This is a genomic window from Acinetobacter sp. ANC_7654 (assembly GCF_056779855.1).
Window position 1 is genome coordinate 1 of sequence record NZ_JBWYIR010000019.1, and the last position, 5,843, is coordinate 5,843.

The following is a 5,843-nucleotide window of genomic DNA, read 5'->3' on the forward strand; positions in this document are numbered from 1 at the left end:
AAGGTAACATCATTGAAGGCGCTAAAGTTGAAGTTTGGCATGCAAACAGCTTAGGTAACTACTCGTTCTTTGATAAGTCTCAATCTGACTTCAACTTACGTCGTACGATCTTCACCGATGCACAAGGTCAATATACAGCATTAACCACAATGCCTGTAGGTTATGGCTGCCCACCAGAAGGTACAACTCAGTTTGTATTAGACAAACTTGGTCGTCATGGTAACCGCCCTTCACATGTGCATTACTTCGTCACTGCGCCTGGCTACCGTAAATTAACTACGCAGTTCAACATCGAAGGTGATAAATACCTTTGGGATGACTTTGCATTTGCAACGCGTGATGGCTTAGTGGCAACTGCTGTAGATGTAACTGATGAAGCTGAAATTGCTCGTCGTGGTCTGAAAGGTGCGTTCAAACATATTCAATTTGACATTGAATTAGTGAAAGACGTTGAAGGTGCGCCTTCTACTGAAGTTGAACGTCGCCGCGCATCAGCTTAAATCAATTAGTCGGAATCGGGATAAGCCAATTATCCCGATGACTTCCCCTCAATTTGGAAAGTCGGAGAACGTCCATGCCACGTATTCCTGTAATTAATACCAGCCATCTAGATCGTCTTGATGAGTTACTTGTAGACAACTTTGAGACAGGTGAGTTTAAACTTCATCGTTCAGTTTTCACTGATCAAGCCCTTTTTGACCTTGAAATGAAATACATCTTTGAGGGTAATTGGGTTTACTTGGCACACGAAAGCCAAATTCCAAATAACAATGATTATTACACGACACACATCGGTCGTCAGCCAATCGTGATTGCTCGTAACCGTCAAGGCGAGCTAAATGCAATGATCAATGCGTGTTCACACCGTGGTGCACAACTTTGCCGTAACAAACGTGGTAATAAGGCTACTTATACTTGCCCATTCCATGGTTGGACATTCAATAACTCAGGCAAACTTTTAAAAGTTAAAGACCCAACAGATGCAGGTTATTCTGACTGCTTTAACAAAGAAGGATCACATGATCTTAAGAAAGTTGCACGTTTTGAAAGTTATAAAGGCTTCTTATTCGGTAGCTTAAACCCAGACGTCTTGCCATTAGAAGAATTCTTAGGTGAAACGACTAAAATTATCGATATGATCGTGGGTCAGTCTGATCAAGGTTTAGAAGTTTTACGTGGTGCCTCAACTTATACATACGAAGGAAACTGGAAACTCACTGCTGAAAATGGTGCAGATGGTTACCATGTATCTGCAGTTCACTGGAATTATGCTGCGACTACGCAACAACGTAAAGAAAAACAAGCTGGCGACAATATCCGTGCAATGAGCGCAGGATCTTGGGGTAAACAAGGCGGTGGTTCTTACGGTTTTGAAAATGGTCACATGTTGCTTTGGACACAATGGGCTAACCCTGAAGACCGCCCTAACTTCCCTAAAGCAGATGAATACTCTGAGAAATTCGGTCCTGCTATGTCGAAGTGGATGATCGAGCGCTCACGTAACCTTTGCTTATATCCAAACGTTTATTTGATGGATCAGTTCGGTTCACAAATCCGTGTACTTCGCCCAATTGCTGTCGATAAAACTGAAGTAACAATTTACTGCATCGCACCTGTAGGTGAAGAGCCAGAAGCTCGCGCACGCCGTATTCGTCAATATGAAGATTTCTTCAATGCTTCAGGTATGGCGACACCAGATGACTTAGAAGAATTCCGTGCATGTCAAGCAGGTTATGCTGGTATCGAACTTGAGTGGAACGATATGTGCCGTGGCTCAAAGCATTGGATCAATGGCCCAGATGAGGCAGCAAACGAAATTGGTCTAAAACCTAAACTTTCAGGCGTTAAAACTGAAGACGAAGGTTTATACCTTGCGCAACATCAACATTGGTTAGAAGAAATGAAACGTGCGATTAAAGCAGAACAAGCTTTAGCTGAACAAGGAGATAACGCATGAGTAACGCGAATCTTGAAGCAACTTTAGAATCAGTGAGCCAGTTCTTATTTAAAGAAGCGCGCCTACTTGATGATGAACAGTGGGATGAATGGTTAGAGTGCTATGCACCTACAGCATCGTTCTGGATGCCATCTTGGGATGACTACAATACATTAACTGAAGATCCTCAATCAGAAATCTCGTTAATTTATTATCCAGATCGTCAAGGTTTAGAAGACCGCGTGTTCCGTATCAAAACTGAACGCTCTTCTGCAACAATGCCTGATACACGTACAAGCCACAATATTAACAACATTGAAATACTTGAACGTCATGAAGATAAGGTTGTTGTTCGTTTCAACTGGAACACTTTAAGTTACCGCTACCAAAAGTCATACAGCTACTTTGGTATGTCACGCTACGAAATCAATTTGTCTGGTGAAAAACCACAAATTTTAAATAAATATGTGGTACTCAAAAATGATTACATCAATCAAGTAATCGACGTATATCACCTGTAATTAGTAAATAACAAGTTCAGTAACTACCAAATGGAATTTTGGTAGTTACACCAAAAAATTGTTCAAAAGATTCTTAAAGGATATTCAGCCATGTCAAACCATAATGTTGCACTTCAATTTGAAGATGGCGTAACCCGATTTATTTCAGTTGCACAAGGCGAAACGCTTTCTGACGCAGCATATCGTCAAAAGATTAATATTCCGCTGGATTGCCGTGATGGTGCATGTGGTACTTGTCGAGCTTTTTGTGAGTCTGGCAGCTATGACATGCCTGAAGAAACTTATATTGAAGATGCACTTACACCAGAAGAGGCTGAGCAAGGCTATATCTTAGCTTGCCAGTGCCGTCCTACTTCAGATGCAGTTTTCCAAATTCAAGCATCATCTGATGTATGTAAAACTCAAATTCATCAATATCAAGGTACACTTTCTCGTGTAGAAAACTTATCTGAATCTACAATTACCTTTGATATTCAACTAGACGAGGGTCAGCCAGATATCAATTTCCTTGCTGGTCAGTATGTAAATGTAGGTATTCCTGGATCAACTGAAACACGTTCATACTCTTTCAGCTCTAAGCCAGGTAACCGTTTGACCGGCTTTGTTGTTCGTAACGTTCCTAACGGTAAGATGAGTAGCTTCTTAAGCAGCGAAGCGAAAGTCGGCGACAAAATGACATTCACTGGTCCATTTGGTAGCTTCTACTTACGTAATGTAGTACGCCCTGTAGTAATGCTTGCTGGTGGTACAGGTATTGCTCCATTTATGTCGATGCTTCAAGTATTAGAAGAAAAAGGTTCTGAACATCCAGTACGTTTAGTTTTTGGTGTAACCAATGACTTTGACCTAGTTGCTATTGAAGAACTCAACAAACTTCAAGAAAAACTTGATTGGTTTGAATACCGTACCGTAGTTGCAAACCCAGAATCTGCACACGAACGTAAAGGTTATGTGACAGGTCACATTGAAACTGAATGGCTCAACGGTGGTGATGTAGACGTTTACCTCTGTGGTCCTGTTCCTATGGTAGATGCAGTTCGTGGTTGGTTAGATGCTGAAGGCGTTAAACCTGCAAACTTCTTATTCGAAAAATTCTCTGCGAATTAAAGTGGAGAGGAACATGAATCAAAGATTTGAAAATAAAATCGTAATCGTTACTGGTGCCGCTCAAGGCATCGGTCGCGGTGTTGCTCTTCAAGCAGCTAGCGAAGGTGCAAAAGTTGTACTGGCTGACCGTGCTGAATACGTGACGACCACACTTGAAGAAATTACGACTCAAGGTGGCACAGGTGTCACTGTCTTAGCTGATCTTGAAACCTATGCTGGTGCACAATCAGTTGTAAATAAAGCGATCGAGACTTTTGGCCGAATTGATGTGCTGATCAACAATGTTGGTGGTGCGATTTGGATGAAACCTTTTGAAGAGTTTTCTGAAGAGGAAATTATCAAAGAGATCAATCGTTCTTTATTTCCTACTTTATGGAGTTGTCGTGCAGTTTTACCACACATGCAACACCAAAAATCTGGTGTGATCGTGAATGTATCATCTATCGCCACATGTGGAATTAACCGTCTTCCATATTCTGCGGCTAAGGGTGGTGTAAATAGTTTTACTCAATCAATGGCATTTGCACATGCTAAAGATGGTATCCGCATCAATGCTGTGGCTACAGGTGGTACTGAAGCTCCACCACGTGTAATTCCACGTAATACTTCACCACTATCTGAGCAAGATCAAGCTTGGATGCAAGAAGTGGTTGATCAAACAATTGACCGCAGCTACATGAAACGCTATGGCACTATTCAAGAACAAGTAAATGCTATTTTGTTCCTTGCTTCAGATGAGTCTTCATACATTACAGGCACAGTCGTACCTGTAGGTGGTGGTGATCAGGGTTAACCCTGATCACGGACTCTTTAAATTCACAGGATCATTGACGCAAGGAGGCAAATACAATGGCAACCCTGTTTAAAACACTAAAAGAAGATTGGTCTATTTCCGCCACTGTCGCCGGCTTTTTAGCTGTATTGATTTCATATGCCGGACCATTAATTATTTTCTTTCAAGCAGCACAACAAGCCCAAGTTTCACCAGACATGATGATTTCATGGATTTGGGGTATCTCAATTGGTGCTGCTGTAGCTGGAATTCTATTATCAATAAAATTTAAAGTTCCTGTCATTACCGCTTGGTCGGCACCTGGTACTGCTCTGCTAGTCACACTTTTTCCAGATATATCACTGAATGAAGCAGTTGCTGCATATATCACTACAGCTGTAGTGATTTTCATCATTGGTATTACCGGATATTTCGACAAACTATTGGCTTTGATACCGCAATCAGTGGCTGCAGGAATGATGGCGGGTATCTTATGTCAGTTCGGATTTGGTCTTTTTACCGCGACCAATACCATGCCATATATTGTGTTTGGAATGCTTATTTCGTATCTGATTGCTAAGCGTTTAACACCTCGATATGCCATGCTTTTTGTATTGGCAGCTGGTATTTTCATGAGTTTAGTCCTCGGAAAATTCAATACTGTGAATATGGAGTTTTCACTTGCAATACCCCAATTCATTGCGCCCGAGTGGACGCTTAACTCTTTTCTAAATCTTGCAGTACCTCTTATTTTAGTCAGCCTTTCTGGTCAATTTTTACCTGGCATGGCAATTTTGAAATTAAGTGGCTATGACATTCAAGCAAAACCCATTATTACCACTACCAGTATCGCATCGTTAGCTGTTGCTTGTGTGGGCGGGATTACCATTGTCCTGGCATCAATAACAGCCGCACTCTGTACAGGTAAAGATGCACATGAGCTCAAAGAGAAACGTTATATCGCAGGTATTGCGAACGGTATTTTCTATATTTTAGGTGGTTTATTTGCAGGCAGCATTGTGATGCTTTTTAGCTTACTGCCTAAAGAACTTGTTGCTGCATTAGCAGGTTTAGCACTTTTAGGTGCTATTGCTACAAATTTACACGTTGCTATGTTCCAAGAAAAGGATCGTGACGCAGCTCTCCTTACTTTCTTGGCGACTGTTTCAGGCATGCAATTTTTAGGTTTAAGTTCAGTTTTTTGGGGAATCTGTATTGGTATTTTAGCGCACGTGATTTTAACGAAGCGTCAAAATACTACCCCATCATCGTCTACATCGACCTGATCATATTAAAGGTAAATGTAGATCGTTTGTTTAGGAAGTGATTATGATTGATAAAAGCTCAGCGTCTTTAACCGAAGCCCTCTCCCAAATTAAAGACGGTTCAACCATTATGATTGGTGGGTTTGGTACCGCAGGTCAGCCTGCTGAACTCATCGATGGCTTAATTGAACTCGGTATTAAAGACTTAGTGATCGTCAACAACAACGCAGGTAATGGTGATT

7 protein-coding genes are annotated in these 5,843 nt (G+C 41.4%); all 7 read left to right on the forward strand.

Features of this window, described 5'->3' with window-relative positions; translation table 11 throughout:
- Nucleotides 1-500 (forward strand): dioxygenase family protein (locus AC1M86_RS14660; protein ID WP_481608244.1); only part of this gene is annotated, 500 nt, incomplete at its 5' end.
- 74 nt (nucleotides 501-574) lie between these two features.
- On the forward strand, nucleotides 575-1,957 hold the full coding sequence (gene benA, locus AC1M86_RS14665) for a benzoate 1,2-dioxygenase large subunit (protein WP_481608245.1): 1,383 nt from the start codon (nucleotides 575-577) through the stop codon (nucleotides 1,955-1,957).
- Nucleotides 1,954-2,457, forward strand: a complete 504-nt coding sequence (gene benB, locus AC1M86_RS14670; protein WP_035270498.1) for a benzoate 1,2-dioxygenase small subunit — start codon at nucleotides 1,954-1,956, stop codon at nucleotides 2,455-2,457. Before benA ends, benB begins: the two co-directional genes overlap by 4 nt.
- A gap of 90 nt (nucleotides 2,458-2,547) precedes the next feature.
- Nucleotides 2,548-3,564, forward strand: coding sequence for a benzoate 1,2-dioxygenase electron transfer component BenC (gene benC, locus AC1M86_RS14675; RefSeq protein WP_035270501.1), 1,017 nt, complete (start codon nucleotides 2,548-2,550; stop codon nucleotides 3,562-3,564).
- Between the two features lie 13 nt (nucleotides 3,565-3,577).
- Complete coding sequence (locus tag AC1M86_RS14680) at nucleotides 3,578-4,357, forward strand: 1,6-dihydroxycyclohexa-2,4-diene-1-carboxylate dehydrogenase (RefSeq protein WP_092768934.1); 780 nt, start codon at nucleotides 3,578-3,580, stop codon at nucleotides 4,355-4,357.
- A gap of 56 nt (nucleotides 4,358-4,413) precedes the next feature.
- Nucleotides 4,414-5,622, forward strand: coding sequence for a benzoate/H(+) symporter BenE (benE, locus tag AC1M86_RS14685; protein WP_481596700.1), 1,209 nt, complete (start codon nucleotides 4,414-4,416; stop codon nucleotides 5,620-5,622).
- Between the two features lie 43 nt (nucleotides 5,623-5,665).
- Nucleotides 5,666-5,843: CoA-transferase (locus tag AC1M86_RS14690; RefSeq protein ID WP_481592539.1), on the forward strand; the 178-nt coding region annotated here is incomplete at its 3' end.

Bases quoted from the DNA above. Each gene is read 5' to 3' on its own strand.
- AC1M86_RS14680 (WP_092768934.1), top strand. From the start codon at position 3,578: ATGAATCAAAGATTTGAAAATAAAATCGTAATCGTTACTGGTGCCGCT.
- benB (WP_035270498.1), top strand. From the start codon at position 1,954: ATGAGTAACGCGAATCTTGAAGCAACTTTAGAATCAGTGAGCCAGTTC.
- benE (WP_481596700.1), top strand. From the start codon at position 4,414: ATGGCAACCCTGTTTAAAACACTAAAAGAAGATTGGTCTATTTCCGCC.
- benC (WP_035270501.1), top strand. From the start codon at position 2,548: ATGTCAAACCATAATGTTGCACTTCAATTTGAAGATGGCGTAACCCGA.
- benA (WP_481608245.1), top strand. From the start codon at position 575: ATGCCACGTATTCCTGTAATTAATACCAGCCATCTAGATCGTCTTGAT.